Here is a 25,282-nt window from a genome sequence, read left to right as displayed (position 1 = left end):
GGCCCGGCTTCGGCGCGGCGCCACCCGGACGGGGGCCGGACGCGGCCGGACGCGGGGCCTCGGGCCGAGGAGCGTCGGGCCGCGGAGCCTGCGGGCGCTGCGGCGCCGGACGCGCCGCCTCGGGCGCGGGCTGCGTCGGATGAGGCATCGGAACCGGACGGGGCGCGGGCCGCGGGCCCGGCTTGGGGACCGGCCTGACACCGGCGTCCGGAGACTGGGAAACAGGCGCCGTCGCGCCACCGGCCTGGCCCTCGGCCGGCCTCGGCGCGGGCCGCGGAGGCTGCGCCGGACGGGGAGACGACTTGCCGCCCCTTGAGGAGTCGCCCTTACCGAACGCCTCCGTAAGCTTGCGGACGACCGGTGCCTCTATCGTCGAGGACGCCGATCGCACGAACTCGCCCATCTCGGTGAGCTTGGCCATCACGACCTTGCTCTCTACTCCGAACTCCTTGGCGAGCTCGTATACCCGGACCTTCGCCACTGCACTCCCTACTCGGCCCGGGAGGCTGGCTGGCCGCCGGACCGTCGCTACCTAGACGTACTCATCGCCGCGTGCTCATCAGGCGCTCATAGCAATCTGACTCCGCCCATCAACTCGGCGTCCCTTACATGACAGTTCGTCCGACCCCATGCCTACCGTGGGATCGGCAATTGGTAACCATTCACCCGGTCAGCGCCGGGCGTCAAGCCCCGCGAGGTAGTCACGCAGACGCGTCACATCGAGCGTTCTCCCGGTGCGGAAGGCACGAGAGAACGCCCGGCGACGCATCGCGAGCTCCAGACAACTCGGCGCGGGATGCAGCGACGCACCTCGCCCAGGAAGCCGTCCTCGCACGTCGGGGACGATGACGTCCTCGACCACGACCAGGCGGAGCAGCTCGGACTTGACCGTGCGAACCCGGCAGCCCACGCATGTTCTCAGCGGGGCCGCCTGGCCACCATGCTCCAGCTTACCTTGCCGACGCATCAGCGGGATCGGCCGGTGCCTCCTGGGTGTCCGGCCGGATGTCGATGCGCCACCCGGTGAGCCGGTTGGCGAGGCGGGCGTTCTGCCCCTCCTTGCCGATCGCCAGCGAGAGCTGGTAGTCGGGCACGATCACCCGGGCGACGCGCGCCTCCGCGTCGACCACCTCGACACGGGAAACACGCGCGGGCGACAGGGCATTCCCCACGAACTCCGCCGGGTCCTCCGACCAGTCGATGATGTCGATCTTCTCGCCGTGCAGCTCGGTCATCACGTTGCGCACGCGCGAACCCATCGGGCCGATGCAGGCGCCCTTGGCGTTCACGCCGCCCTTGCGGGAGCGTACGGCGATCTTCGTGCGGTGGCCGGCCTCGCGGGCGATGGCGGCGATGTCCACCGTGCCGTCGGCGATCTCGGGCACCTCAAGGGCGAAGAGCTTCTTCACCAGGTTGGGGTGCGTCCGCGACAGCGTCACCGACGGCCCCTTCGGCCCCTTCTTCACCTGCACCACGTAGCAGCGGATCCGCTCGCCGTGGGTGTACTCCTCGCCGGGGACCTGCTCGGCGTGGGGCAGGATCGCCTCGATCTTCCCCAGGTCGACCAGGACGACCCGCGGATCCTTGCCCTGCTGGATGATCCCGGCGACGAGCTCGCCCTCACGGCTGGCGAACTCACCGAAGTTGATCTCGTCCTCAGCGTCGCGCAGCTGCTGCAGGATCACCTGCTTGGCCGTGGTCGCGGCGATGCGGCTGAAGTTGCCGGGGGTGTCGTCGTACTCCCTCAGCACCTCACCGCCCTCGCCCAGCTCCGCCGCCCAGATGGTCACGTGACCGGTGGCGCGGTCAAGCTCGGCCCTGGCCTTCTGCGCCGCGCCCTCGGTGCGGAAGTAGGCGATCAGAAGCGCGTCCTCGATCGCCTTGACGACGAGGTCGAAGGAGATGTCCTTTTCCCGCTCCAGGCTGCGCAGGACGCTCATGTCAATGTCCACAAGGCTCCCCCTTAGCCCTCGTCCTCGATGTCGCCATCGAGATCTTCACCGTGGTCGTCGTCCGCCCGGTTGAACTCCACCTGGACCCGCCCCTTGGCCAGGTCCACAAGATCGATGCGGCGCGTGCCGTCCAGCTCCACGCCGGACTCGTCGACGCCGGTCACCCGTCCCTCGACGGAGGAGCCGTCTCGCAGGTCGGCCTTGACCAGCCGACCGCGGGCCCGCCGCCAGTGGCGCGGCTCCGTGAGCGGCCGGTCGACTCCCGGCGAGGTGACCTCCAGCACGTACGGGCTGCCGCCCAGCACGTCGGTCTCGTCAAGCTCCTTGGAGACGGCCTGGCTGACCTCCGCCACGTCGTCGAGGCTCACGCCGCCGTCGCGATCCACCACCACGCGGACCAGCCGCCGCTTGCCCGCCGGAGTGATCGTCACGTCCTCCAGATCGAGCCCCTCGGCGGTGATCAACGGGCCGAGCAGCTCCAAAAGGCGGCCGCGTCGAGCATCCTCGCCCATGCCGACCTCCCTGATTCAAATGGCGTACCTCGCCGAATGTGCCAACAGCCTATCGACACCACGGGGCGGAAAGAGCGCGACGCCTGGCCCCGACTACGGTGCCTCCCCCCTTACGATGCTGTGTCGTGGATGGAGGATCGACGCTGACGAGGCGCTCACTGCTAGGCGCCGCGGCGGCCGGGATGCTCGTCTCGGGCTGCTCGTCGTCCCCCGCCGTGAAACCCCGCGTGCCGGGGCCTCCCGATCCCGAGACGCTGCTGCTCAGGTCGCTGATCGCGGACAAGGAGGAGACCGTCGCCCTGTACCGCAGGGCCGCGCTCTCCCTGACGAAGCTGGCCGCCGAGCTGCAGCCGTTCGAGCAGCGCCATCTGGCCCATCTGGCCGCGTTGCGCCGCATGCTCCCGCAGGGCGCGGAGGCGTCCGCCCCCGCGTCCGCGGATCCGTCCGGTGCGGCACCGTCCGGGTCGCCGTCACCGTCGGCGTCCGCCGTCTCGCTGGCCGGCCTGCGCGGCGCGGAACGACGCGCGGCGGCCGCGCGACCCGGGCAGATGGAGGCGGCCTCCCCTGTCCTGTCCCAGCTCATCGCCAGCATCGGCGCCTGCGAGGCCGTGCACGTGGTCGCCCTCGGGAGGCTGCGATGACCGACCGGCTCGACAAGGTGCTCTCCGCCGAGCACGCCGCCGTGTACGCCTATGGAGTGATCGGCGGCAAGACCGGCGGAGCGCTGCGCACGAAGGCGACGGCCGGGTTCGACGCCCACCGGGCGCGCCGCGACCGGCTGCGCGCGTTGATCCTGCGGCGGGGCGGCACGCCGCCGGAGGCGGACCCCGCCTACCCGCTCCCGTTCGACGTGAAGGACAAGGACGACGCCGTACGGCTCGCGGTGCTGATCGAGGAGCGGGTCGTCGCCGCCTATCTGGAGCTCGCCGCCGACGGGGACGCCTCGCTGCGCCGGCTCGCCGCCCAGGCGATGCAGGAGGGCGCCACCCGCGCGTACGACTGGCAGCCCGCGGTGGTCGCGTTCCCCGGGATGCCGGCGGAGCGCACCACCGGGTCGCCGCCGGTCAAGACCGAGCCGACACCGGTGCCCGCGGCCTCCCCATGAGTACGCCCGGTCCGGCCGTGCCGGACCGGGCGATGCCTCGGGTACGTCAGGCCCGGCAGGCCGCGAGCACGCGCTCCACGGCCTCGGCGAGCGGGATCTCCTCCTTGGCGCCGGTGGCGCGGTCGCGCAGCTCCACGACGCCCTGAGCCAGGCCACGGCCCACGATCAGCACGGTCGGCATGCCGAGCAGCTCGGAGTCCTTGAACTTCACGCCGGGTGAGACGCCGGGGCGGTCGTCCACCAGGACGCGCAGGCCGCGCGCTTCGAGCTCCTCGGCGATCTGGGTCGCCACCTCGATCTGGTTCTCCTTGCCGGTGCCGACGATGTGGACGTCGGCGGGCGCGATCTCGCGCGGCCACGCCACGCCGAGGGCGTCGTGCCGCTGCTCGACCAGCACGGCGACGGCGCGCGAGACGCCCACGCCGTACGAGCCCATGGTGACGCGGATCGGCTTGCCGTCGGGGCCGAGGGCGTCGAGCCCGACGGCGTCGGCGTACTTGCGGCCGAGCTGGAAGATGTGGCCGATCTCGATGCCGCGGTCGATGGACAGCGGGTGCGCGCAGCGGGGGCAGGAGTCGCCGGCCCGGACCTCCGCCGCCTCGATGGTGCCGTCCGCCTGGAAGTCGCGGCCGGCGACGACGTGGGCGGCGTGCTTGCCGGGCTCGTTCGCGCCGGTGACCCAGGCGGAGCCGGCGACGACGCGCGGATCGACGAGGTAGGTGATGCCCAGCGACGCGAGCACCTGCGGGCCGATGTAGCCGCGGACGAGCCCGGGGTGCCGGGCGAAGTCCTCGGCCTCGAAGATCTCGGGGACGCCGGGGGCGAGGGCCGCCTCCAGACGCTTGAAGTCGACCTCGCGGTCGCCGGGCACGCCGACGATGAGGACCTCGGCTTTGTCGGAGCCGGGGGTGCGGACCTTCACCACGATGTTCTTGAGGGTGTCCGCGGCGGTGATCCCGAGCCCGTGGTGCTCGTTGACGTACTCGACCAGCGACTCGATGGTCGGGGTGTCGGGCGTGTCGAGGACGCGGAGGGCGGGCTGCTCGGCCGTCACGGCGGGCGGCGCGGGCGTGGTGACCGCCTCGGCGTTCGCGGCGTATCCGCAGTTGTGGCAGGCGACGAAGGTGTCCTCGCCGGTGGGGCAGGGCGCGAGGAACTCCTCGGAGGCCGAGCCGCCCATGGCGCCGGACATGGCGAAGCAGATGCGGTAGTCGATGCCGAGCCGGTCGAAGATGCGGATGTAGGCCTCGCGGTGCTGCTCGTACGAGTGCTTGAGGCCGTCGTCGTCGAGGTCGAAGGAGTAGGAGTCCTTCATGACGAACTCGCGTCCGCGCAGGATGCCCGCCCTGGGCCGGGCCTCGTCGCGGTACTTCGTCTGGATCTGGTAGAGGGTGACCGGATAGTCCTTATAGGAGGAGTACTCCCCCTTCACCATGTCGGTGAACATCTCCTCGTGGGTGGGACCCAGGAGGTAGTCGGAGCCCTTGCGGTCCTTCAGGCGGAAGAGCGTGTCGCCGTACTCGGTCCAGCGGCCGGTCGCCTCGTAGTAGTCGCGGGGCAGCAGCGCGGGGAAGAGCACCTCCTGCGCGCCGATCCGGTTCATCTCCTCGCGCACCACGCGGGTGACGTTCTCCAGGACGATCTTGCCGAGCGGCAGCCAGGAGTAGATGCCGGGGGCCACCCGCCGGACGTAGCCGGCGCGGACGAGCAGCTTGTGGCTCGGCACTTCCGCGTCCGCCGGATCCTCACGCAGGGTGCGCAGGAACAGGGTCGACATACGCAGCAGCACGGCTACTCCTCGCTCGGTGATGGGAGATCTCATGAGAGAGACGATGTGCTAAGGCTATCGACTCCCAGCCGCGAAGCGCCCGCCGTTATCCCCAGGCTCCGCCGTGATCTCCACCGTCGATCTTCGTCCGGATCCGGAACATGGCTAGAACGCGGCGGTCAGCGTGTAGACCACGACGAGCCCGAAGGCGACCCCAGAGGCGCGCAGCCGGCTCGGCAGGGTGGGGCGCAGGCACAGGGCGCAGGCCAGGCCGAGCACGAGCGCCGCGCCCGCGGCCCACTGCCACACCGGGAGCACCGCGCCCTTCAGCAGGTTCAGGTAGCCGTCCACGTCGTCGACCAGGAAGAGCACGGCGAGGCCGCCGGCGGCGACGTCGCCCCACATGTCGCTCAGCCGGGTGAGGGAGGCGAGCACGCCGCTCAGGACCATGAGGAACAGCAGGCGGTTGAGGGAGTCGGCCACGCCGCCGTCGAGAGGGGACTGCCCGCCGATGACGGCCACGCAGACGATGCGCGAGATCAGCGCGCCGAACGCGGTGAGGGTGCAGTTGACCAGCGCCCAGCCGAACCCGAGCGACAGGCGTCCGGCCAGGATCACGACGGCGACCACGAGGTAGGGGTCCGCGGCGGCCGACACCTGCGCGGGGGCGAACCTGACGGAGACCGCGGCGAGCGCCCCGGCGACCACGCCCATGGCGAGTCCGAGCAGCATGTCGCGCTGGATGCGGTGCTCCCACCGCTCCAGATCAGCGAAGTCACCCGGCAGGTCGCCCGCCGCGCGACGCCGGAACTCGTCCAAGGCCACAGCCACTCGATCCCCCGAAAACCATACGAAAGTGGCAACAAGCAGTATATATATCCCTCAAAACGGGACAAAATCCCCATAGGGAAGGTAATGGGTGGCAAGCAAACGCTTGTTATGCTGCCCGCGTGACCTCTTCTGATGAACTGCGCGAGCTGCGAGCCGCCGTACGATCCTTCCTCGACGCCCACCCCGGCGCGGCGGACCAGACCACGTGGCGCCGCTTCGCCGGAGAACTCGGGGTCGCCGGGCTGGCCGTCCCCGAGGAGTACGGCGGCGCCGGCTGCGGACTCGCCGAGGCGGCCGTCGTCTGCGAGGAGATCGGCCGGGCGCTGTCGCCGCTCCCCTATCTCTCCACCGCCGTTTTGGCCGTCGCCGCGATCGGCGAGTCGGGAGACGACGACGCCAAGGAGCGCCTGCTACCCGGCATCGCCGACGGGAGCGTGACCGCAACCGTCATCTTCCCCGACGAGGCGGAACTGTCCGTGGAGGGGGGACTCCTGAGCGGCGTCGCGCCGTACGCGCTGGACGGCGAGGTGGTGCTGGCCTACGTCGGCGACGCCCTGGTCGAGGCGGCGCCCTCCGCGCGCCGGCCGCTCGTCACCATGGACCAGAGCCGGCCGCTGGCCGAGCTGACCTTCGACGGCGTTCCGGTCCGGCGGATCGGGGACGCGGGCGCCCGCGACCGGGTGCGCGACATGGGCGTCGCGGCGCTCGCGGCCGAGCAGGTCGGCGGCGCGGCCCACTGCCTGGAGTCGGCCGTGGAGTACGCCAAGCAGCGGCACCAGTTCGGCCGCCCGATCGGCTCGTTCCAGGCGATCAAGCACAAGCTGGCCGACGTGCTGCTCCAGGTGGAGTCGGCCCGCTCGGCGGCCTACCAGGCCTGCGCGGCTCCCGCCGACGAACTGGCCGTCTACGCCGCGATCGCCGGGTCGTACTGCACCGAGGCGTACCTCTCGGCGGCCGGTGAGAGCATCCAGGTCCACGGCGGCATCGGCGTCACCTGGGAGCACGACGCACATCGCTACTTCAAGCGCGCGACCTCCGACGCCCAGCTCTTCGGGCCGCCACAGGCACACCGGGCGCGGCTGGCCCGGTCCGTCCTCTGATCACGCTCTGATCGGCGGGGTCCGTGGCGGTCAGCCGCCGAGCAGTTCCTCCCAGTGCCTGCGGGAGCCGCCGCGCCCTGCCGGCTCCCCGTCGTCGACGGCGCTGATCGAGGCGGCCATCCGCCACAGGCCCGGGGTGGTGCGCAGGCGTTCCAGCCCGAGCGGATCGACCGCGTGCAGCAGGAAGCCGATGCCCATGACGTCGATGTTCGCCTCCGTGCGCGTGCCCGGGCCGGACGGCGCGGCCAGGCCCGCGTCAGGCACCGCCTCTCGGAGCCGCCCGACGACCAGGTCGGCCACCTCCGAGGCGTACGGACCGTCGCCCCACTCGATGTGCCAGCTCTCGTCCGCCGCCTGCCACCAGGTCAGGTCGCGGCAGGCGTCGCGCATCTCCGCGTCTCCGGACAGCGCGGCGAGCACCCGGCCGAGCGCCTCGTAGCGCCGCGCTTCCGACAGCGGCCCGTCCTCCGGACGCGCGTCGGGCAGCCTCCTACGGAATCCCCTCATGTCTGGGAGCGTGCCATCCGACCGCTGGTGCGTCCCGGGGTTTCTCCGCCTTTTGCCCACGAGGATCAACTTTGATCGTCACAGCAACCCCACGCAACCCCTCATTCACGACATATCCCCGTAGTGCGCGGCGGTGCCGTACGGCGAGGCGAGGCGGGGGAAAGACATACCCTGGCGGTGGCGCGGCCCACCTGGCCCTACGGGGCCCGCGTGGTAAAGAATCACGTAAAGGACGCCTGCCCTGGAGGCCATGGTGACGTTGCGCGTGGCGATCGTGGGATCGGGTCCGGCCGGGATCTACACCGCCGAGGCCCTGTCCAAGCAGTCCGGCGAGCCCATCGAGATCGACGTGCTCGAACGGCTGCCCACCCCCTACGGACTCGTCCGGTACGGCGTGGCCCCCGACCACACGTCCATCAAGTCGATCGCGGGCTACCTGCGACGGGTCCTCGAAACGCCCGGCATCCGCTTCCTCGGCGGCCTCGAGTTGGGCGCGGACGTCTCCGCCGACGACCTGCTGGCCTGCTACGACGCGGTCGTCTACTGCACGGGGGCGATGGTGGACCGGCACCTCGGCGTCCCGGGCGAGGACCTGCCGGGCAGCGTGGCGGCCACCGACTTCGTCAACTGGTACTGCGGCCACCCGGACGTCCCCTCCGACGCGTTCACGCTCGACGCCGAGGAGATCGCGGTGATCGGCGTCGGCAACGTCGCCGTGGACGTGGTCCGCATCCTCGCCAAGACCGCCGACGAGCTGCGCGGCACCGACGTGCCCGAGGAGGTGCTCGACCGGCTCGCCGCCTCCCGCGTCCGCAGGATCCACATGATCGGCCGCCGGGGCCCCGAGCATGCCAAGTTCACCCTGAAGGAACTGCGCGAGCTGGGCGAGCTGGCCAACGCCGACATCCGCACTCTCCCGCACGAGGTCGAGGCCGCCGACGTCGAGGGGCTCTCCCGGCAGATCAGGGGGAACGTCGAGGTGCTGCGGTCCTGGTCGACGCGGATCCCGGCGGGCCGGCCGCGCGCGCTGGACGTGCGCTTCTGGCTGCGCCCTGTCGAGATCCTCGGCACCGCCCGGGTCGAGGGCCTCCGGCTGGAGCGGACCCGCCTGGTGGAGGGCCGGGTCACCGGCACCGGCGAGTTCGAGACCATCCCGGCGGACATGGTGCTCCGGTCGGTGGGCTACCGCAGCGTGGCGCTGCCCGGCGTGCCGTTCGACGCCGGGACCATGACCGTGCCCAACGTCGCGGGCAAGGTCACGGGAACCGATCGCCAGTACGTCTCCGGATGGCTCAAGCGGGGCCCGACCGGCGTGATCGGCACCAACAAGTCCGACGCCGCCGAGACCGCGCGCACCCTGCTCGCGGAAGCCGTCCCCGGCGCCGCGATCGCCAAGCTGGATGACCTGCTGAGCGCGCGCGGGATCACACCGGTGACGTACGACGACTGGCTCGCGATCGAGACGGCCGAGACCGAGCTGGCCCGCACGCTGGGCCGGGGCGAGCGGGTCAAGCTGGTCGGCCGCCCCGCCATGCTGGCCGCCTGCGGCCGCGTTCCCCGGGACACGGCGGGCGCCTCCTCCTGACCTCGCCCCATGCGCTTTGCGAGGATCGATGTATGAAGACGACCCTGCCCGAACCGGCCGGCCTCATCGAGGGCTTCGAGGAGACCTACCGCGAGCAGTCGGCCCGGTTCTCGGGGGCGGGACCGGCCTGGCAGCCGGTGCACACGGTGTATGTCCCCGCCGACCAGGTCACCGCGACCACCGTGGACGAATGGGGACGCGCGGCCACCGAGCTGCTCCACGAGCATCTCTTCTCCCCCGGGGAGCTGCCGGCGCTGTGCGGTCTCGACCCTGACCTGGCCGCGCCCGTACACGATCGGGTCCGCAGGAAGCTGCGGAGCGAGCCGGTCGAGGACCTGCGGATCGACTTCGAGGACGGGTACGGCCGGCGCCCCGACGCCGAGGAGGACCGGCACGTCGAAAGCGCCGCCGAGGCCGTGGCGGTGATGGCGCGGGCGGGCACGCTGCCGCGCCGGTGGGGCCTGCGGGTGAAGTCGTTCGCCGACGGCGACCCCGTACGCAGTGTCAGGACGCTCGACGGCTTCGTCACGGAGGTGCTCAGGCGGGCGGGCGCGCTGCCGCCGGGGTTCACGGTCACGTTCCCGAAAGTGCTGATGGAGGGCTACCTCGGGCAGTTCGCGCACTGCCTGGAGGCGCTGGAGGGCGCGGCGGGCCTCCCGGAGTGCGCCCTACGGTTCGAGATCCAGGTCGAGGCCCCGCAGACCGTGGCCTTCCTGCTGCGCTCCGCCGACCTGGTGCCGTCGCTCGGGGGACGGCTGGCCGCCGCGCATTTCGGGGTGTTCGACTACACCGCGGCCTGCGGGCTGCCGCCGCACGAGCAGCGGCTCGACCATCCCGTGTGCGACCACGCCAGGGAGATCATGCGTATCGCGTTCGCGGGGACCGAGGTGGAGCTGGCCGACGGCTCGCTGGCCGCCTCCCCCGCGTCGAACTCGGCGAAGGACGTCCACGCCCTGTGGGCGCGGCACGCCCGGTTGGTGGCGCACTCGCTGTCGAACGGCTTCTACCAGGGCTGGGACATGCACCCCTCGCATCTGGTCAGCCGCTACGCCACCGTGTACGCGTTCCATCTCGCGCACTACGAGGAGTACAGCGCGCGGGTGGATGCCTGGGAGCAGCGGCGTGAGGCGGGCGGCGGCGTCATGGACGAGCCCGCCACGATCAGGACGATGACGGCGGCCCTGGCACGCGCCGACCACGCCCTGTCGGATCCCGCCCAGGCTAGGGGTGCCCCTTGAGGCGATGACCTCCGGGCGTAGCTCGGGACTCGTCCCTCGCGATCAAGCGTGATCGAGGATGTGGCGCCAGGCGCGTACGCGGGAGGGGTCCACGGGGTGGGCCCACGACTCGCGCGCGGGACTGCCGACGTGGAAGGCGCGCACACCCCACTGGCGCAGCACGGGGACGTGCTCCTCCTTGAGCCCGCCCCCGGCCATGACGATCTCGCCGTCCCCGGCGTCGGTGCGCTCGCGCAGCACCGGGAGCCCCTCGCCGACCCCCTTCGGGGAGCCGGACGTGAGGACGGTGGCCAGGTTCGGCAGCAGCCGTACGGCACGCCAGGCGGCCCGGACGTCGGCGGCGTTGTCGACGGCACGGTGGAAGGTCCACGGGAGCGGTGCCACCGCGTGGATGAGCGCCTCGGTCGCCTCCAGATCGACCGTGCCCTCCTCGGTGAGGAATCCGAAGACGAAGCCGCCCGCGCCCGCCTTGGCCAGCTCGCGGGCCTCCTCGCGAAGGCCGTCGAGCTCCTCGGCGGTGGCCGTGAAGCCCGCGTTGCCGCGGAGCATCACCATCTGGGGCAGCGAGCACGCCTCGGCGATGGCGGCGACCACGTCCGCCGAGGGGGTGAGCCCACCGGAGGCCATGTCGGACACGACCTCCAGCCGGTCGGCTCCTCCCTCCTCGGCGGCCACGGCGTCACGCACGTCCAGCGCGATCACTTCCAGCAGCGGTGCGGTCATGTACCGAACAGTAGCCGGTCCGTTTGACACGCTGTACGGCATCCGCCCCGTTCAGCTGAGATCGCTACCTTGTGCGGGCGGATGTCACAGTGGCTCCCGCCGGGCGCTCGAAGAGCGCGCCCGACGCCCGATGGGCCAGGTCCACCGTCCTGACGTGCCGGAACCCCAGCTCGGCGTAGTAGCGCTGCAGCCGGAGGTTGTCCTTGGAGCAGTCCAGCCGCAGCCAGCGTCTCCCGTCGGCCGCCGCGCGCAGCCCGGCCCAGTCGAGGAGCGCCTCGCCCAGCCCCTTTCCGGCGTACGCGCGGCTCACCGCGAGCTTGTGGACGTAGCGTGCGGTGTCGGGACGGTCGTCGCGCCCCCAGAACTCGGGGTCGGCGTGGCCGTCGAGCGCGACGGTCGCGGCCGTGCCCCTGCCGTCGTCGAGGACGAACATCGCGCCGACCTCGATGAGCGGTTCGATCCGGGAGGCGGGGAAGCCGTCGGCCGGCCACTGCCGCACGCCCTGGGAGTCGAGCCAGCGCGCGGCGTCGGCGAGCAGGGACAGCACGGCGGGCAGGTCGTCGGGGACGGCCCGGCGGAGGGTGAACTTCCCGGGGAGGAGGATGCGGGACGACATGATCGATTCCTTTCTGTGGTGCTGCAAACACGGAAAGTCACCGATGGAGGGCGTGCGCCTCCGCGCCGCCTCGGCGGGCGTCTAGGGGGAGCGGCCTTCCAGCGGCGTTCGCCCGCCGGATGGCGGCCTTCTCCAGCTCATGGAGGGGGCAGGCCGTGACTGATGCGACGGCGAGCGGGCCCCGCGGTCGCCCGCGGGGAGGAACATGGGGGAACGCCCCGTCAGGCGACGGGGGATCCGTGGCGCGTCATCGGGCTTCCAGCTCGTATCTGATGAGGTGCTTGTCAGCGGGAAGCACCGAAACCGCGACGCGTACGGGAACGTCCTCGGGGTCGTATCCGACCCGGACGTAGACGACGACAGGGGTACCCGGCTCGATCTGGAGACGGGACGACTCGTCGGGGGTGGGCATCCGGGCGGAGATGTCGTCGACGACGCGGACCTGCGTGTGCCCGAGCTCTTCGAGCACCCGGTTGGCGCCCCGCCTGATGTCGCCGGGCCGGGCGATCTCCGAGTCGGCGACGATGGCGTACGGGAAGTAGGAGTCGTTCGTGTTGTACGGCTGGCCGTCCACGAAGCGGAGGCGGCGGCGCACGACGGCGAGGGCCCGGTCGGCGAGGGCGAGCCGGGTCGCCACGTCCTCCGGCGGCTCGACGATGGCCACCTCGATGTCCTGCCCGGCCTGGCGGCCCTCGGAGGTGACGGCGTGCACGAACGCGTCGATGCGGGGCTCGCCCGTGTTCAGGGACAGCAACTCCTGCTGGGGGCGGATGAGGAGCGGGCGGCGCTCGCGGACGAAGGTGCCGCGGCGGCGCATCCTGAGGATCAGGCCTTCGTTCTCGAGCTCACCGAGCGCCAGCCGCACGGTGTTCCGGCTGACCCGGTGCGCCTCCATGAGCTCGGCCTCGGTGGGGATCTGGTCGCCTGGCCCGAGCGCCCCCAGGTAGATGGCCTTCCGTAGCTCGGCGGCCACCTGCTGGTAGAGCGACGATCGTGCCATTTTCCCTCAATCTACCCTTTTGTTCCAACAAATTTAGACGATCTCTGTCTTTGTGCAAACAACCACTTGACCTGAGCGGGCGGACCGCGCATCATCCAAACGTTGGTACAAATCCATCGAATGGGAGCGGGGGCGCCGCGAACGGCTCCCCACACCTACCAGAGCAACGGAAGCGGGATGTCGGTGCCGTCGGTATTTACCGAACTGACCGCCTGGCACGCGTACGGGGCCTTCACCGGGAATGTCGGTGAAGTCGTCGGGACGCGTCGGGCGCGCGACGCCGGCGCCGCACCGCTGACCATGCGCCATCGGACGGGATCGGCCGGTCCCGGCGAGGACGACCGGCCACCACGGGACTCCGTGCGATAAACGATGGCCACGACCCCAACCCTCGCCGGGGTCGTGACCATCTCGCCCGGAGCGTGACGTGTCCTGGCGGGCCCCCCACGCCCGCCAGGACGCGTCACGTCACTTCGTCCGCCGCCCGCAGTGAGCCTCAGACGGCCGAAGAGCCATGAGAGCGGAGCGGAACCAGCCGCGTCATCGATCACACCGTCAGCACGCCCGGCGTGCTGACCGGCGGGGACCGGCCGCTCGCCGAGGAGATCGGCGCCGCCTCGTCCTGCCAGCCGCTCCTTCCCCTGCTGACCGGCGGCCGGAGAAATCCCCCATAAGGGACATTGGGAATGGCGCGGGCTGGAATCGGCTTGAAATTCAGCGGAGGCCTGGCCGCGTACGAGCGCGTGTCGATGGGCGCGCCGCCCTGACTCACCGGCTCGCTGGGCCACCTCCACGTCCGAACGGCACGGCCCTCCCAGGGCCGGGCCACGTCCGATACGTCGAGGTCAGAGCGGGTCGCCGCGATGTCCGCGGGGGTCGCCGTCACGTCCAACCAAGCGCTCGCTAAGGTGAGCGCAGGACAGGGGCGGGACCGAGAGAGGAAGCGCCAGGATGAGCACCGACGCGGCCCGGGTGATCACGCCGGACCCCGCACGTCCCACCTCGCGCGGCCCCGGTCCCGGCCCCGGTCCCGGCCACCCCGTCGGCGAGCACGCCCCGCCCTCGGCCGCCGGGCACCGCGTTCGGCCGGACGCCCGCCCGGGTGGACGGCACGGTCGTGACGGGCAGCACGTCTCCCCCTCCGACAGCAAGCACTTCCGAAACGTCCTCGGCCGGTTCGCCACCGGAGTCGTCGCCGTCACCGCGATCGACGAGGCGACCGGCGAGCCGTGCGGCCTCGCGGCCAACTCCTTCGCCTCGGTCAGCCTGGACCCACCGCTGGTGGCGTTCTGCGTGGCGCACACCAGCACGAGCTGGCCCCGGGTGAAGGCGACCGGCCGGCTGTGCGTGAACGTGCTCGCCGAAACCCAGCGGGAGGTCTGCGACCGGCTCGCGGCCAGGGGTGGGGACAAGTTCGCCGGCCTGTCCTGGAGCCTCTCACCCGCGGGCGGTCCCGTCTTCGACGGCACGCTCGCCTGGCTCGACTGCACGATCGAGACCGAGCACCCGGCCGGGGATCACGTCATCGTGGTGGCCCGCGTCCATGGACTCGACAAGCACGAGGACGGCAATCCGCTCGTCTTCTTCCGCGGAGATTACGGACGGTTCCACGCATGACGCTAGACAGCTTCCGACACGAGGTCCGGGAGTGGCTCGAGGCCAACCTGACCGGTGAGTTCGCCGACGCGCGGGGCCTCGGCGGGCCGGGCCGCGAGCACGAGGGCCACGAGCTGCGGGTCGCCTGGGAGCGCCACCTCGGCGCGGCCGGCTGGACCTGCCTCGGCTGGCCCGGCGAGTACGGCGGGCGCGACGCGTCGCTCGACGAGCAGGTCGTCTTCTACGAGGAGTACGCGCGGGCGAACGCCCCGGCGCGGGTCGGCCACATCGGCGAGGGCCTGATCGGCCCGACCATCCTCGACTTCGGCACGCCGGAGCAGAAGAAGCGGTTCCTGCCGCCCATCCAGCGGGGCGAGGAGCTGTGGTGCCAGGGCTACTCCGAGCCGGACGCCGGTTCCGACCTCGCGAACGTCCAGACCAAGGCCGTACTCGACGGGGACGAGTGGGTCATCACCGGGCAGAAGGTGTGGACCTCGCTCGCCCACGTCGCCGACTGGTGCTTCGTCGTGTGCCGCACCGAGCCGGGCTCGCAGAGGCACAAGGGCCTGTCGTACCTGCTGGTCCCGATGGACCAGCCGGGGGTCGAGATCCGGCCCATCACGCAGATGACCGGCACCGGCGAGTTCAACGAGGTCTTCTTCGACGGCGCCCGTACGGCGGCCGCGAACATCCTGGGCGAGCCCGGCGACGGGTGGCGGGTGGCGATGGCCACGCTCGGGTACGAGCGCGGCGCGTCCACGCTCGGCCAGCAGATCGGCTTCCACCGGGAGCTGGCCGCGGTGATCGAGGCCGCGCGCAGGTCCGGCGCGATCGACGACCCGGTGCTGCGCGACCGGCTCACGCAGTCCTGGCTGGAGCTGGAGATCATGCGCCTCAACGCCCTGCGCACGATGACCTCCCTCAGCGCGGGCGAGCCGGGTCCCGAGGTGTCGATCGCGAAGCTCTACTGGTCGGAGTGGCACCGCAGGCTGGGCGAGCTGGCGCAGGCCGTACAGGGACGGGCCGGGCTGGTCGCCGACGGCGAGCCCTACGACCTGAACGACCTGCAGCGGCTGTACCTCTTCAGCCGGGCCGACACCATCTACGCCGGGTCGAGCGAGATCCAGCGCAACATCATCGCCGAGCGCACGCTCGGCCTGCCCCGCGGCTAGGACCTGGGTCGCGGACCTCAGCGTCCGGATCTCGCGGCGCCTCGGCGAGCTGGTCGACCAGCTCGCCGAGATCGCGATCGGCGGGCACGGCACAGCCGCCGTCCCAGTTGTTCGCCGCGGCCGGCCGGGTGCCGGACCGGTCAGCTAGCCGCGGAGCATCGCGGCCAGGGCGCGGGCGAACAGGCCGGGGGCGTCCAGCTCGTAGCGGAGGAAGAGGTACGGCTCGGTGAGTTCGAGCTCGATCAGCACGGGCTCGCCGTCCGGCATCCGGACGAGGTCGACGCGCGCGTAGAGCAGAGGCTCGGACACCTTGCTCAGCACCAGCTCGGCGAGCTCGAACTGGTCGACGTCCGGGTCGCGCAGCGTCGCCCTGTTGTTCAGGTCGAGCTCCTCGCCGCCCCCGGCCAGCATCGGATGCCGCCGTACGGCGTGGCTGAACTCGCCCCCGAAGTAGAGCAGCGACAGCTCGCCCTCGTGCTCGACGCTCTCCAGGTAGGGCTGAACCATGACGGTCCGCCCCTCGGCGGCGAGCCGGGCGGCGTGCGCCTCGGCCACGGCCCGGTCGGCGGTCCGGATCGTGTCCCGCGCGCCCGCCGAGATCGCCGGCTTGACGACGTACTCCTCCCACTTGGGGATGCCCTCGTGGCTCCAGTGGGTGGGGACGGTCGGCACGCCGAGGTCGCGCAGGTAGGTCTTGTCGGTGTTCCATTCGAGCACCGACGCGGGGTTCAGCAGCCGGGTCAGCCCGCCGACCCGGTGCGCCCAGGCGACGAACTCGTCCCTCCGCTCGATGTAGTCCCACGCGGAGCGGACCACCGCGGCGTCGAAGGACGCCCAGTCCGCCTCCGGATCGTCCCATCGCACCGGCGTACCCTGGACACCCTCCCCCAGCCAGGCGGCGAGCGCGGTCTCCCGCTCGTCGTCGTGCCCCAGCGGGTCGGCGAAGGTGACGTAGGCGACCTTCATCGTGCTCCCATCCTGTCGTGTCAGTACCGAAAAAATCGTACGGACATGTCTCGACGGATGCGACACGCGGGGGACGTCAGGCGAAGCCGTGCACGGGCATGGGGACGGGGGCGTGGGCGAGCAGCCCGGCCACGGCGGCGCCCACATCGGCGCGGTCCCACTTGTCCCGGCCCGCGCCGGGGCCCGGCCGCCAACCGGTCGCCAGGGAGATCGCGCCCTCTCCCACCTCGAACACCCGGCCGGTGACGTGCCGCGACCCGGCCGACCCGAGCCAGGCGGTCAGGGCCGCCGCGTCGTTCTCGGCCGCCTCGACGGTCCCGGCCACCCGGTCACGGCTCGCGCCCGGCGCGACGGCGTTGACGGTGACGCCGTACGGCCCCAGCTCGGCGGCGGCCACCTGGGTGAGCGCGGCTATGCCGGCGGTGGCGACCGCGTAGTTGCCCTGGCCCGCGCTGCCGTACAGGCCCGCGCCGGACGAGGTGGTGATCACGCGGGCGTCCGCGGGGTGCCCGGCCGCGGCCCGTTCCCGCCAGTGCTCGGAGGCGTGCCGCAGCGGCAGGAAGCAGCCCTTGAGGTGGGACCGCATCACGTCGTCCCAGTCGCCCTCGGTCATGGACACCAGCGCGCTGTCGCGGGTGAATCCGGCGGCGCAGACCAGCACGTCCAGGCTCCCGAACGCGCACAGCGCGGTCTTGACCAGGCGCGCCGCCCCGTCCCACTCCGCGACGTCGTCGCAGCTCGGCACGGCCTGACCGCCCCGGGCGCGGATCTCCTCGACCACCTCGCGGGCCGGGCCGCCCCCCTGGGCGGCGGCGTGCGGGCCCGTGCCCGGATCGTTGACGACGACCTTCGCGCCCTGGCGTGCGAACTCCAGGGCTTGCGCGCGCCCGATGCCGCGTCCGGCCCCTATCACGACGACGACCCGGCCCTCGCAGATCCCCATTTATCGACCCTTTCCACCGTGATCCCCGACAGTGTTCTGGAGCGCGGATGATCTGTCCAGGGCCGGAAGACCTCTGTCTGAGAAACGGTGTGACGAGGGGAAAGGAGGCCGGTCAGGCGCGGCCGGTCAGCACCTCGGCGACGGCCTGACCGCAGACGCGCGCCGCGCCGTGGGTGGCGATGTGCACCGCCCCCAGGTCCGTACGGCCCGGCAGCCCCATCTCGACCACCACGCCGTCCGGACGGGCGGCGAGCAGGTGGGTCAGCGTGTCCATCTGCCAGGGGTGGCGGTGGGCGTCCCGCACGACGACGACCAGCGGCCGCCCGGCCGCCTTGCCGAGCGCCTCGGGGGGCACCCCGTCGGCCACGTCCTCCTCGCGGAGCCGGGTGGCGGTGGTGCCCGGCAGGATCCGCCCGAGCGGCTCCGCGGTGCCCCAGGGCATGTTCCGGTCGATGGCGAGGTTGGTCTCGGGGGCCAGCTCGACCACGTGCGGTGCTTCCGTGAGCGGCAGCACGTCGGGAGCACCCGCGCGCCGGGTGATCCGGATGGCGCGGCGCGCCGCCACCAGCCCGATCTCCGCCGGGGCCCCCGCGCCGTTCCCGCCGGAGGAGTGGCCGCCCGCGCCGTTCCCGGCGGCCGGGGCCGAGGCGTGCCAGTCCGCCAGCTGCCGGACCCGCCGGGCGGCGTCGGCGAGCCGTTCCTCGGGCAGCCGTCCCTCGACGACCGCGGTCACGATGGCGCGGCGGATGTGCTCCAGCGTCTCCTCGTCGGAGTTCTCCCCGCCCACGCACACCGCGTCCGCGCCCGCCGCCACGGCCATGGCGCTCGCGCCGCCCAGCCCGTACGCGCCGGACACGGCGGCCATCTCGATCCCGTCAGTGACGATCAGGCCGTCGAAGCCGAGCTCGTCCCTGAGCAGGCCGGTCAGGATGCGGGGGCTGAGGGTGGCGGGCAGTTCGTCGTCGTAGGCGGCGACGAGAAGGTGCCCGGTCATGATCGAGCGGACGCCCTGCTCGATCGCGACCCGGAACGGCCACAGCTCCACTTCCGCGAGCTCCTCCGGGGAGACGGCGACGCGGGGGACGCCGTGGTGGGAGTCGACCGCGGTGTCCCCGTGCCCCGGGAAGTGCTTGGCGCAGGCCGCGACCCCGGCGGACTGGAGACCGCGGATCCAGGCGGCCGTGTGGCGGGCGACCAGCTCGGGGTCCGCCCCGAACGCCCGCAGTCCGATGACCGGATTGTCGGGGTTGGAGTTGACGTCCGCCGCGGGCGCGAAATCGAGGTTCACGCCCGCGGCGGCGAGATCGTGCCCCACGTCGCGGGCGACCTGCTCGGTCAGCTCCTCGTCGTCGACGACGCCGAGCGCGTAGTTGCCGGGACGGGAGCTGCCGGTGCGGGCCTCCAGCCGGGTGACCTCGCCCGCCTCCTCGTCGATGCCGACGAGGAGCCGCGGGTTCTCCGCCCGCAGCGCCGCGGTCAGGTCGGCGAGCTGGTCGGGGCTCTCGACGTTGCGCGAGAACAGCACGACCCCGGCCAGGCCGTCGGCCAGCCGCCGGCGCAGCCAGTCGGGCGGCGCGGTCCCGGGGAAGCCGGGCAGGATGACAGTGTCGGCGAGGCGCAGCAGATCACGCATGCCCCGCAATCTAATAGGAAAGTTTCCTATTCGCTAGGCCACCTCATCTCCTATTTGGCGCAGCCTGCCGTCCGCGATCTCGTACCGCGCCACCGTGGACACCCGGGCGTCCGGCCGGTCCGCGTGATCCACCGCGCGGAACTCGGCGCGGAAGCCGTCCATGTCGGCCGTACAGGTGAGGTAACCCCCGCGGATCCTCCGCCGCCGAGGCGGCGCCCGGCCACATCGCGGCGGCGAGCGGTCTGGATCACGCGGGCGAGCTTCTCGTCCTCCGCGATCTCCCAGCGCACGGCGGCCGTCCGGCTGGGCATGCCGCCGGGACGTACGGGATCAAGGGGGGGCAGGGGCGAGACGGGTCCACAGGATGACCCCGTCGGGAAGCGGCTCCCCAGATGCCACTCCCAAGGTAAACGGATACCCCAATTTCACCACAGAGAGGATCTTGCACAATATGTGACCTTGACGATGCCAAGATGCGGAAGTGGGTGTAGCAGCAAGCGCTTGGTAGAGCGTCTGAACGGCGATGAGCAGGTGACTCTCCACCGATATAGGGCGACCAAGCCATTGCTCGGACCTTCATAATGGGTGGTGTGAACCAGCGAAAGAACTCCGGCGGCGCCACCGCCGCCCCAGTGAGGCGCCAGGGCACGGCGAAACGGGCGGCCACCGCGGGCTCGGCCTCCGAGCGGCGCGACCACCTCGTCAAGCTCGCGGCGGAGCTCTTCGCGCGCAAGGGCTTCCAGGCGACCACCGTCCGGCAGATCGCCGACGAGGCGGGGATCCTCTCCGGAAGCCTCTACCACCACTTCGACTCCAAGGAGACGATCGTCGACGAGGTGCTGCGCACCTTCCTCGAAGATCTCACCGCACGCTACCGCGCGGTTTTGGAGACCGCGGGCGACGCCCGCACCGCGCTGACCGAGATGGTGCGCATCGGTTTCGGCACGCTGGAGCCGCACCGAGCGGCCATCACGGTGATGCAGAACGACTGGAACTACCTCCGCTCACTCCCCGGCGACCGCTTCGGCTACCTGGTCAAGGCCGAGGACGAGGTCGAGCGGATGTGGGTCGAGCAGATCAAGCGCGGCCAGGCCGAGGGCCTCTTCCGCGCCGACCTCGACCCCAAGCTCACCTACCGCATGATCCGCGACACGATCTGGGTCGCGGTGCGCTGGTTCCGCCCCGGCGGGCGGCTCAACACCACAGCGCTGGCCGAGCACTACATCACGGTGCTGTTCGACGGCCTCGCCACCGGTGACCGCACCAGCCACGGCGCATGATGCTCCTCAAGGCCGTACGGCACGCCCTCGCCGAGGCGGCCGACCCGGCGAAGGCCGCGGCGATGCAGGCGTACATGAAGTCGGACATGCCGTTCCTCGGGGTGCAGGCCGTCCCCCGGCGCACCGCGCTGAAGCGGGTCTTCGCCGAGCACCGCCTGGGATCGGCCCCCGAGTGGCGCCGGGCCGTACTCGCGCTGTGGCGCGAGGCCGAATACCGCGAGGAGCGGTACGCCGCGATCGAGCTGTCCGCGCACCGCTTCTACCGTTCCTGGCAGACGCTCTACACGATCCCGATGTACGAGGAGATGATCGTCACCGGCGCCTGGTGGGATCTGGTGGACGACATCGCCGTCAACCGGATCGGCACGCTGCTGCGGCTCTACCCGGAGAGCATGCGCCCGCTCATGCTGGAGTGGGCGCACGTTCCCAATCTCTGGAAGAGGCGCACCGCCATCCTCTGCCAGAACTCCTTCAAGGAGCGGACCGACCCGGCGCTGCTGTACGCGTGCATCGAGCCGAGCCTGTCGGACATCGACTTCTTCGCCCGGAAGGCCATCGGCTGGGCCCTGCGCGAGTACGCGAAGACCAACCCGGACGAGGTCGTCCGCTACGTCGACCACCACGGCATCTCCGGCCTGAGCCGCCGCGAGGCCCTCCGCAACCTTCCCGTCGGATAGGGAGCCATCCGGCGGTCCGCTATCCCCTGGTGAGCGTCTTCAGCATGGACAGGATCATCGAAACGCCGTCGGCGTAGCCGGCGTCCGGACCTTCCTGCCAGTACGCAGCCAGGACCTCGGCCGACAGCGGATAACGGGTCGCGTCGATCTCCGGCGGCCTGGAGTAGAGGTTCTCGTCGTCGTAGGCCGCACCCTGCCGCGCCTGCTCCTCGATCGCGTAGCTCACGGTGAAGTGGTAGAGCACCTGGAACCCCTGCGCGGCCTGCTGGCGCGTGAGCCCTTCGGCGCAGAGCGTACGGAGGACCAGCTCGGTCACGCGGAACAGCGCCGGATGGGTGAGGTTGGTCCCCGCGAACACGCGCGCTCCGCCCCGGTAGCGCAACATGGCGCGGCGCATCCGGTCCCCGACCGCGAGTCTCAGCCAGTCGTCCCAGGACTCCCCCCGGGCGGGCGCCTCCAGTCCGTCCACCGCGTCGAGGAACATGACCTCGGCCATGGCGTCCAGCAACTGCTGCTTGTTTCGTACGTGCCAGTAGAGGGCGCTGACACGCACCTCCAGTTCCTTGGCGACCAGCCGCATGGACAGCCCGTCCAGGCCGACCTCGTTGAGCAGCCGCAGCGCGGTGCGCGCGATCACCTCCGGGCCGATCTTCGTCTCCCCTGGCTGAGCCAGGACGCCGAGGGCGTGGACGTCGAGGTACGCGACACTCGGGGATCCGTCGAGAGGATCAGGGCGCGCTACGCGGTGGGCTGCGACGGCGGGCGCAGCACCGTTCGCGAGTTGCTCGGCATCGGTTTCCCGGGCACCGATGCGACCCTCACCGCGATCCTCGGCGACGTCGTGCTGGCCGACCCGCCGGAACGGCTCCCCCTCATGGAGCGCCGGGAGAGCGGCTCGTTCTGGGTGCTGGAGTTCGAGCCGGGATGGCACCGGGTGATCACCTACGACTACTCTCGCGTCCCTGACCGGAGCAGGCCGTGCACCCTGGACGATCTGCGCGCCTCCATGCTCAGAATCGCCGGCACCGACTTCCGGATGCACAGCCCACGCTGGATCTCCTCGTTCGGCGACGCCGCCCGGCAGGCGGAGAGTTATCGCCGGGGTCGCGTACTGCTGGCCGGTGATGCGGCGCACATCCATTTCCCGGCCGGTGGCCAGGGACTCAACACCGGCATGCAGGATGCGGCCAACCTCGGCTGGAAGCTCGCCGCCGTGGTCCGCGGCGAGGCGTCCCCGTCGCTGCTGGACACGTACGAGAGCGAACGGCACCCGGTGGCGGCACGCGTGCTGCAGAACACGCGGGCGCAGACGGCCCTCGCCGCCCCCGGCCCGCGGACCGAGGCCCTCCGCGAGATCTTCGGCGCGCTGGTACACCTGGAGCCGGTCACCCACACCCTCGCCGCCATGATCACCGCGCTGGATGTCCGCTACGACATGGGCTCCGGCGACCATCCGCTGCTCGGGCTGCGCATGCCCGACGCCGACCTCGTCAACGACCGCGTGTACGACCTGCTGCACGCCGCCCGGCCCGTGCTCCTCGACCTGGGGGCCGACTCCGACCTGCCGAGCATCGCCGAAGGTCTGGCCGGCGGCATCGATGTCGTCCGCACCCGATGCGGAAACCCCCGGTGGACGCTTCCGGTGCTCGGCGAGATCGACGCCCCGCGAGCGGTCCTCATCCGCCCGGACGGCCACGTCGCCTGGGTCATGGACCAGGAACAGACCCGCCCGGACGGCCTCCGCGCGGCGCTGGAGCGATGGTGCGGCATCTCCTGCTGAGGCGGAGGCGGCAAACCCGTGTATCGACCGTGACGCTTCCGAACGGTGTCACAGGCTGCCGATCCCCTGCTCAAGATGGCGGCATCGCGGACGAGGACCGACCACTTCTCACTTTCGCAAAGCGGTGCCCGCCCTCAGCCGGTTGCGACGCCTGCACCTCTACTGCTCGCACCCGAGTCCGGTACGGACATATCTGTAAATGACACCCTTCTCCGAAATGAGTGCTGATCTATCGTGGCAAGACAGGGCTTGCAGCGGAGAGGGACCAGTCGATGTCCACGGGAACGGGACCACTGTCTCCGGACTTCAGCGGGATCGATCCCGACCAGATGCACAACCTCGTCTCGGCCCTGGAGCATGGAAGAGATGTGATCGGCGAGCAATCCGAGAGGATCCGCCAACTCCTCGTCGCGGCCGACCTCTCGACGGCCGGTCTGCAACCGATCAGACAGATCCAGGGCTGGATCGAGGACGAGCTGCCAGCGCTGCGCCGCCGCAACACCGCCATCCTGGCGAGCGAGACCCTGGCCTGGATGCCCGGCGCGGGAATCCATGCCTACAGCGAGCGGGATGTCCGAAGTTCCGAGGAGTCCCGGGAGAAGGGCGCCGCCCTGGGGAAGCGCGCCGCCGAACTCGGCGCTCCGGGCTGGTGGACCGGCCCCGAGGATCGCCTGCGTGCCGCTCAGTTGATCGAGGAGTTGGATGCCGGCAAGAACGACCCCGACTTCACCGCCGCTTTCTTCGATGCCCTGGGTACGAAAGGCGCCCTGGAACTCCCCTCAGTAATTCGGGAGAATCAGTCACTGATCGATCCACCAGGTACGGTCACTCCCCTGCGCTCCGACGAATGGATGCTTCGTACGCTCAGCGAGGCATTCGGCACCGCCGTCACCGGAGGCTCAGCCGTTCCGGGGTTCGCGAAGATCCGGGACAAGGTCCAGAAGCCCGCCGAGGACGAACGACTGGGGGCCAGCCTGCTGCTCGGCTCCGGGAAGTTTCCTACCGAGTGGCTGCTCGGCCTGGTCGCGGCATGGGGAGGACTGGCCGATCCGCAAAAAGTCAGCACAACGGTCATCCAGGCCCTGGGTAACAATCCCGCCGCCGCGAGAATCGCGATCCAGAAAGCCATCGGGCCGTACACCAAGGACCAGACCAAGCTTAAGGAGTTCATCAAGCAGCTCGATGAGAACGCCGATGAAAACTATTCGTCACTCGACAGGACAAAGGCCGACGTGTTCGGGCGACTGCTCGCCGCCGCCTCGGGCGCGTACGACGAGCCGGACGGCAAGCACAGCAAGGAGTCCGCCGCGTTCGCCTACACCGTGATGACGATGCTGCCGGACCTGAAGATCGGCGACGCGGCGCGGGTGCATCTGGCGGAGATCGCGGGCGCATACACGACTGAGATCGCCGAGGGGGCGAACATCAGCGACGCGAACATGACGAAGCCGAGCGCTCTCACCCCCACCACGTCGGCGCTCGGCCTCACCTCGGCCTTCCGGCTCAGCCCGAAGGACACCTACCGCTTCCTCAAGACCTTCGCCGACTCGGCCGAGCACCTCGCCCCGTTCGACGATGCGATGGGCCGCTTCTCCCAGCGCCTCATCGCCGAGGCGGCCTCCGAGGTCAAGCGGACCGGGAACGTGAAACCGCTGGACGACGTACTGAAGGTGCTGGGCAACGTCCGGGGCTTCGAGATGGGCGCCGCGGAGAAGGTCCAGGGTGACCTGGACAAGATCGACGAGGAAAACGAGAAGGTCCGGAGCTTCCTCGTCAGCACAACCCTCGGCGTGACCGGCCTGTTCATCCCGACTATGGGCGGTCAGGTCTTCTGGCTGACGCTGAGCACCGGACTCGCCGCCGTCGACACGTTCGGCCCGGACAGCGACAAGCGGACCGACGGTCTGCGTAAGGAAGCCACGATCGCGACGCTTGGCCGCCAGCACACGCTTGCGCTGGCCCTCATGGCGAACGGTTTCAGCCCGAAGGTCACGCCCGCCGAATATCAGGCGGCGCGCCCGCCCGGTGTCGCCATCGCCGACGGCAACGGCAACCTCAGGCCCTTCACCGAACTGATCAAGCAGGGCAACGCCGGACTCGAAGCGTTCGAGAGATGGGCCACCGTCAACGGCATGGGCAGTGGCGATCAGTTCTCTGTTGGCGGTCTGTCCGCCATCCTGGCCGACTCGTTCGAGAGCCGCGGCGCCAGGGGCAAGGAACGTGCCATGGCGTACGACATGTGACGAGTACCAGTCGTGGCCGTCACAGCCACGAGAGCCGCCAGGTCAGGCGTGTCCG

The 25,282-nt window shown here is 71.1% G+C and carries 27 protein-coding genes; 11 read left to right on the top strand and 16 right to left on the bottom strand.

Going from position 1 to position 25,282, the window contains the following annotated elements:
• The 4 genes from AWQ68_RS41570 to rimP all read right to left on the bottom strand — a co-directional run.
• Positions 1–481, bottom strand: a 481-nt coding sequence (locus AWQ68_RS41570; protein ID WP_174554177.1) for a translation initiation factor IF-2 N-terminal domain-containing protein, incomplete at its 3' end; no start/stop codon positions are given.
• 189 nt (positions 482–670) lie between these two features.
• Complete coding sequence (locus AWQ68_RS41565) at positions 671–910, bottom strand: YlxR family protein (protein WP_245656370.1); 240 nt, start codon at positions 908–910, stop codon at positions 671–673.
• 40 nt (positions 911–950) lie between these two features.
• A complete protein-coding gene (nusA, locus tag AWQ68_RS33925) occupies positions 951–1,952 on the bottom strand; it encodes a transcription termination factor NusA (protein ID WP_084464700.1) in 1,002 nt (333 codons plus the stop codon).
• A gap of 11 nt (positions 1,953–1,963) precedes the next feature.
• Positions 1,964–2,464, bottom strand: coding sequence for a ribosome maturation factor RimP (gene rimP, locus AWQ68_RS33920; RefSeq protein ID WP_066948694.1), 501 nt, complete (start codon positions 2,462–2,464; stop codon positions 1,964–1,966).
• 125 nt (positions 2,465–2,589) lie between these two features.
• On the opposite strand from rimP, the gene AWQ68_RS33915 reads away from it, so the two are divergent.
• Together AWQ68_RS33915 and AWQ68_RS33910 are read left to right on the top strand one after the other, a co-directional pair.
• Positions 2,590–3,105 carry a hypothetical protein gene (locus AWQ68_RS33915; protein WP_066948692.1) on the top strand — a complete coding sequence of 172 codons (516 nt, stop codon included), beginning with the start codon at positions 2,590–2,592 and terminating at the stop codon, positions 3,103–3,105.
• Positions 3,102–3,569 carry a ferritin-like domain-containing protein gene (locus AWQ68_RS33910; RefSeq protein ID WP_066948689.1) on the top strand — a complete coding sequence of 156 codons (468 nt, stop codon included), beginning with the start codon at positions 3,102–3,104 and terminating at the stop codon, positions 3,567–3,569. Before AWQ68_RS33915 ends, AWQ68_RS33910 begins: the two co-directional genes overlap by 4 nt.
• A gap of 46 nt (positions 3,570–3,615) precedes the next feature.
• Here AWQ68_RS33910 and AWQ68_RS33905 read toward each other — a convergent pair whose 3' ends face one another.
• Positions 3,616–5,358, bottom strand: coding sequence for a proline--tRNA ligase (locus tag AWQ68_RS33905; protein ID WP_157546119.1), 1,743 nt, complete (start codon positions 5,356–5,358; stop codon positions 3,616–3,618).
• 144 nt (positions 5,359–5,502) lie between these two features.
• Positions 5,503–6,168 (bottom strand): hypothetical protein, encoded by a 666-nt coding sequence (locus AWQ68_RS33900; RefSeq protein WP_157546106.1) that lies wholly within the window; start codon positions 6,166–6,168, stop codon positions 5,503–5,505.
• A 119-nt stretch (positions 6,169–6,287) separates the two neighbouring features.
• On the opposite strand from AWQ68_RS33900, the gene AWQ68_RS33895 reads away from it, so the two are divergent.
• The gene (locus AWQ68_RS33895; protein ID WP_066948685.1) at positions 6,288–7,268 is read left to right on the top strand and encodes an acyl-CoA dehydrogenase family protein; all 981 of its coding nucleotides are present in this window, start codon (positions 6,288–6,290) and stop codon (positions 7,266–7,268) included.
• A 30-nt stretch (positions 7,269–7,298) separates the two neighbouring features.
• Here the strand turns inward: AWQ68_RS33895 and AWQ68_RS44030 are convergent, their stop codons facing one another.
• Complete coding sequence (locus AWQ68_RS44030) at positions 7,299–7,775, bottom strand: hypothetical protein (RefSeq protein WP_174554176.1); 477 nt, start codon at positions 7,773–7,775, stop codon at positions 7,299–7,301.
• Positions 7,776–8,025: 250 nt separating this feature from the next.
• Here AWQ68_RS44030 and AWQ68_RS33885 point away from each other — a divergent pair, with 250 nt between their 5' ends.
• On the top strand, positions 8,026–9,360 hold the full coding sequence (locus AWQ68_RS33885) for an FAD-dependent oxidoreductase (RefSeq protein ID WP_066948682.1): 1,335 nt from the start codon (positions 8,026–8,028) through the stop codon (positions 9,358–9,360).
• Positions 9,361–9,392: 32 nt separating this feature from the next.
• The gene (locus AWQ68_RS33880; RefSeq protein ID WP_066948680.1) at positions 9,393–10,598 is read left to right on the top strand and encodes a DUF6986 family protein; all 1,206 of its coding nucleotides are present in this window, start codon (positions 9,393–9,395) and stop codon (positions 10,596–10,598) included.
• A 42-nt stretch (positions 10,599–10,640) separates the two neighbouring features.
• On the opposite strand, the gene AWQ68_RS33875 is transcribed toward AWQ68_RS33880, so the two are convergent.
• The 3 genes from AWQ68_RS33875 to AWQ68_RS33865 form a co-directional block, all read right to left on the bottom strand.
• Positions 10,641–11,321, bottom strand: a complete 681-nt coding sequence (locus tag AWQ68_RS33875; protein ID WP_066948677.1) for a copper homeostasis protein CutC — start codon at positions 11,319–11,321, stop codon at positions 10,641–10,643.
• A 64-nt stretch (positions 11,322–11,385) separates the two neighbouring features.
• Positions 11,386–11,937, bottom strand: a complete 552-nt coding sequence (locus AWQ68_RS33870) for a GNAT family N-acetyltransferase (protein WP_066948674.1) — start codon at positions 11,935–11,937, stop codon at positions 11,386–11,388.
• Positions 11,938–12,184: 247 nt separating this feature from the next.
• Entirely contained in the window at positions 12,185–12,937 is a 753-nt protein-coding gene (locus AWQ68_RS33865; RefSeq protein WP_066948671.1) for a GntR family transcriptional regulator, read from the bottom strand.
• A 951-nt stretch (positions 12,938–13,888) separates the two neighbouring features.
• Here AWQ68_RS33865 and AWQ68_RS41560 point away from each other — a divergent pair.
• Both AWQ68_RS41560 and AWQ68_RS33855 read left to right on the top strand, forming a co-directional pair.
• On the top strand, positions 13,889–14,554 hold the full coding sequence (locus AWQ68_RS41560) for a flavin reductase family protein (protein ID WP_084464698.1): 666 nt from the start codon (positions 13,889–13,891) through the stop codon (positions 14,552–14,554).
• A complete protein-coding gene (locus AWQ68_RS33855; protein WP_066948669.1) occupies positions 14,551–15,705 on the top strand; it encodes an acyl-CoA dehydrogenase family protein in 1,155 nt (384 codons plus the stop codon). The genes AWQ68_RS41560 and AWQ68_RS33855 overlap by 4 nt, the downstream gene beginning before the upstream one ends.
• A 144-nt stretch (positions 15,706–15,849) precedes the next feature.
• On the opposite strand, the gene AWQ68_RS33850 is transcribed toward AWQ68_RS33855, so the two are convergent.
• From AWQ68_RS33850 to AWQ68_RS45410, 5 genes are all read right to left on the bottom strand, one after another.
• Positions 15,850–16,671: an ATP-grasp domain-containing protein gene (locus tag AWQ68_RS33850; RefSeq protein WP_066948667.1), complete on the bottom strand. Its 822-nt coding sequence runs from the start codon at positions 16,669–16,671 to the stop codon at positions 15,850–15,852.
• Between the two features lie 76 nt (positions 16,672–16,747).
• Positions 16,748–17,614 (bottom strand): SDR family NAD(P)-dependent oxidoreductase, encoded by an 867-nt coding sequence (locus AWQ68_RS33845; protein WP_066948664.1) that lies wholly within the window; start codon positions 17,612–17,614, stop codon positions 16,748–16,750.
• Positions 17,615–17,726: 112 nt separating this feature from the next.
• Entirely contained in the window at positions 17,727–19,247 is a 1,521-nt protein-coding gene (locus tag AWQ68_RS33840) for a glycoside hydrolase family 3 protein (RefSeq protein WP_066948662.1), read from the bottom strand.
• 33 nt (positions 19,248–19,280) lie between these two features.
• Entirely contained in the window at positions 19,281–19,409 is a 129-nt protein-coding gene (locus AWQ68_RS45855; protein WP_281217825.1) for a hypothetical protein, read from the bottom strand.
• Between the two features lie 168 nt (positions 19,410–19,577).
• Positions 19,578–19,646, bottom strand: coding sequence for a hypothetical protein (locus AWQ68_RS45410; protein WP_245656374.1), 69 nt, complete (start codon positions 19,644–19,646; stop codon positions 19,578–19,580).
• A gap of 191 nt (positions 19,647–19,837) precedes the next feature.
• Here AWQ68_RS45410 and AWQ68_RS33835 point away from each other — a divergent pair, with 191 nt between their 5' ends.
• The gene (locus AWQ68_RS33835; protein ID WP_245656368.1) at positions 19,838–20,527 is read left to right on the top strand and encodes a TetR/AcrR family transcriptional regulator; all 690 of its coding nucleotides are present in this window, start codon (positions 19,838–19,840) and stop codon (positions 20,525–20,527) included.
• Positions 20,524–21,204 carry a DNA alkylation repair protein gene (locus tag AWQ68_RS33830; protein WP_066948656.1) on the top strand — a complete coding sequence of 227 codons (681 nt, stop codon included), beginning with the start codon at positions 20,524–20,526 and terminating at the stop codon, positions 21,202–21,204. Before AWQ68_RS33835 ends, AWQ68_RS33830 begins: the two co-directional genes overlap by 4 nt.
• Before the next feature lie 19 nt (positions 21,205–21,223).
• Here AWQ68_RS33830 and AWQ68_RS33825 read toward each other — a convergent pair whose 3' ends face one another.
• Positions 21,224–21,841 (bottom strand): TetR/AcrR family transcriptional regulator C-terminal domain-containing protein, encoded by a 618-nt coding sequence (locus tag AWQ68_RS33825; RefSeq protein WP_218007144.1) that lies wholly within the window; start codon positions 21,839–21,841, stop codon positions 21,224–21,226.
• 48 nt (positions 21,842–21,889) lie between these two features.
• Here AWQ68_RS33825 and AWQ68_RS41555 point away from each other — a divergent pair, with 48 nt between their 5' ends.
• Both AWQ68_RS41555 and AWQ68_RS33815 read left to right on the top strand, forming a co-directional pair.
• Positions 21,890–22,984, top strand: coding sequence for an FAD-dependent monooxygenase (locus tag AWQ68_RS41555; protein ID WP_218007143.1), 1,095 nt, complete (start codon positions 21,890–21,892; stop codon positions 22,982–22,984).
• Between the two features lie 221 nt (positions 22,985–23,205).
• Positions 23,206–25,227, top strand: a complete 2,022-nt coding sequence (locus tag AWQ68_RS33815; protein WP_218007142.1) for a DUF6571 family protein — start codon at positions 23,206–23,208, stop codon at positions 25,225–25,227.
• The last annotated feature ends 55 nt before the right edge of the window (positions 25,228–25,282 follow it).

The organism is Microtetraspora fusca (assembly GCF_001570365.1).
Classification (GTDB): domain Bacteria; phylum Actinomycetota; class Actinomycetes; order Streptosporangiales; family Streptosporangiaceae; genus Microtetraspora; species Microtetraspora fusca.
The sequence above is the reverse complement of the archived record's forward strand: the minus strand, read 5'-3'. Positions and strand labels throughout refer to the sequence as shown.

Coding starts and splice junctions, on each gene's coding strand:
- rimP (WP_066948694.1), bottom strand. CDS start 2,464: ATGGGCGAGGATGCTCGACGCGGCCGCCTTTTGGAGCTGCTCGGCCCG.
- AWQ68_RS33910 (WP_066948689.1), top strand. CDS start 3,102: ATGACCGACCGGCTCGACAAGGTGCTCTCCGCCGAGCACGCCGCCGTG.
- AWQ68_RS44030 (WP_174554176.1), bottom strand. CDS start 7,775: ATGAGGGGATTCCGTAGGAGGCTGCCCGACGCGCGTCCGGAGGACGGG.
- AWQ68_RS33885 (WP_066948682.1), top strand. CDS start 8,026: ATGGTGACGTTGCGCGTGGCGATCGTGGGATCGGGTCCGGCCGGGATC.
- AWQ68_RS33880 (WP_066948680.1), top strand. CDS start 9,393: ATGAAGACGACCCTGCCCGAACCGGCCGGCCTCATCGAGGGCTTCGAG.
- AWQ68_RS33875 (WP_066948677.1), bottom strand. CDS start 11,321: ATGACCGCACCGCTGCTGGAAGTGATCGCGCTGGACGTGCGTGACGCC.
- AWQ68_RS33870 (WP_066948674.1), bottom strand. CDS start 11,937: ATGTCGTCCCGCATCCTCCTCCCCGGGAAGTTCACCCTCCGCCGGGCC.
- AWQ68_RS33865 (WP_066948671.1), bottom strand. CDS start 12,937: ATGGCACGATCGTCGCTCTACCAGCAGGTGGCCGCCGAGCTACGGAAG.
- AWQ68_RS41560 (WP_084464698.1), top strand. CDS start 13,889: ATGAGCACCGACGCGGCCCGGGTGATCACGCCGGACCCCGCACGTCCC.
- AWQ68_RS33855 (WP_066948669.1), top strand. CDS start 14,551: ATGACGCTAGACAGCTTCCGACACGAGGTCCGGGAGTGGCTCGAGGCC.
- AWQ68_RS33850 (WP_066948667.1), bottom strand. CDS start 16,671: ATGAAGGTCGCCTACGTCACCTTCGCCGACCCGCTGGGGCACGACGAC.
- AWQ68_RS33845 (WP_066948664.1), bottom strand. CDS start 17,614: ATGGGGATCTGCGAGGGCCGGGTCGTCGTCGTGATAGGGGCCGGACGC.
- AWQ68_RS33840 (WP_066948662.1), bottom strand. CDS start 19,247: ATGCGTGATCTGCTGCGCCTCGCCGACACTGTCATCCTGCCCGGCTTC.
- AWQ68_RS45855 (WP_281217825.1), bottom strand. CDS start 19,409: ATGGACGGCTTCCGCGCCGAGTTCCGCGCGGTGGATCACGCGGACCGG.
- AWQ68_RS33830 (WP_066948656.1), top strand. CDS start 20,524: ATGATGCTCCTCAAGGCCGTACGGCACGCCCTCGCCGAGGCGGCCGAC.